Here is a 912-nt window from a genome sequence, read left to right as displayed (position 1 = left end):
CTCCCGCCCAACACCACCCTAAACCCCCCCGCCCTCCCGCCTCCCAAACCGGTCTCACCCGCGCGCCCCCCGGTGCACGACACGGCGGGGCGCGCGCCGCGCGTCCGGACGCGGGCCGTCGTGCGCGCGAGCGAGGGCGCCGGACAAGACCAGTTGCACCGTTATCGTTCTGTGACCTAGAGTGGGGCCCGTCTTCGGCGTGCCCGCAAACGGACGCCCTACCTCGAACGCCCTGCCGCTCGCCCGTCCAGCGGCGGGGCGTTCGCATGCGCCTGGTCAGGACTCCTTGCGCGTTTCCTCGTCCCTCGGTTCCCGCTCCGGGGTCTCTGTCGGTGACGGACGATCCTCGGGAGTCGTCCCGCCGGAGTCTGGCCCCGGACGCGGCTCCGGCGGTTCGTTCGTCGCTGTCTCGTCGTCCCGCTGGCGCTCTCTTGTCATAGCAGTCTCCTTCCCATCCCAGCGTCGCCCCTTGAGGGGATAGTTCGCGAGTTGAGTGACGGGGGAGGTGACCGCCCGTGGCGCGCCCCATCGACGACCGCGACCGCGAGCAGGTACGCCGACTGCACGCCCAGGGCAAGAGCAGGAACGAGATCGCGCGGGCGATCGAGCGGTCGCCCTCGACCGTGTCGAAGATCGCCGCGGCGTGCGACCCGCCGCTCGCGTTCGACCGCGCCGCCGAGGTCGAGACCGCCACCCGCGTACGCCGCGCCGACCTCGCCGCGCGCCGCTCCGAACTCGCCGTCGCGCTGCACGACATCGCCGAGCGCGAACTCGCGAAGATGACCGAGCCACACCTCTACTTCGAGTGGGGCGGGAAGGATCACACCTACGCCCAGAAGTGGCAGGACGAGCCGACCCCCGCCGACCGGCGGCGAACTGGTCATGGTCGGCCGGACCCGCGACAGCCTCGCC

The 912-nt window shown here is 72.0% G+C and carries 1 protein-coding gene; it reads left to right on the top strand.

The window, feature by feature from the left end; genetic code table 11:
• Positions 1-515: 515 nt before the first annotated feature.
• Positions 516-912: helix-turn-helix domain-containing protein (locus tag ACFVYN_RS31220; protein WP_390004587.1), on the top strand; the 397-nt coding region annotated here is incomplete at its 3' end.

The sequence above is a fragment of the Streptomyces sp. NPDC058307 genome (genome assembly GCF_042880295.1).
Lineage (GTDB): Bacteria > Actinomycetota > Actinomycetes > Streptomycetales > Streptomycetaceae > Streptomyces.
Note: the sequence above shows the minus strand (reverse complement) of the source record. Positions and strands in the feature narration are given on the sequence as shown.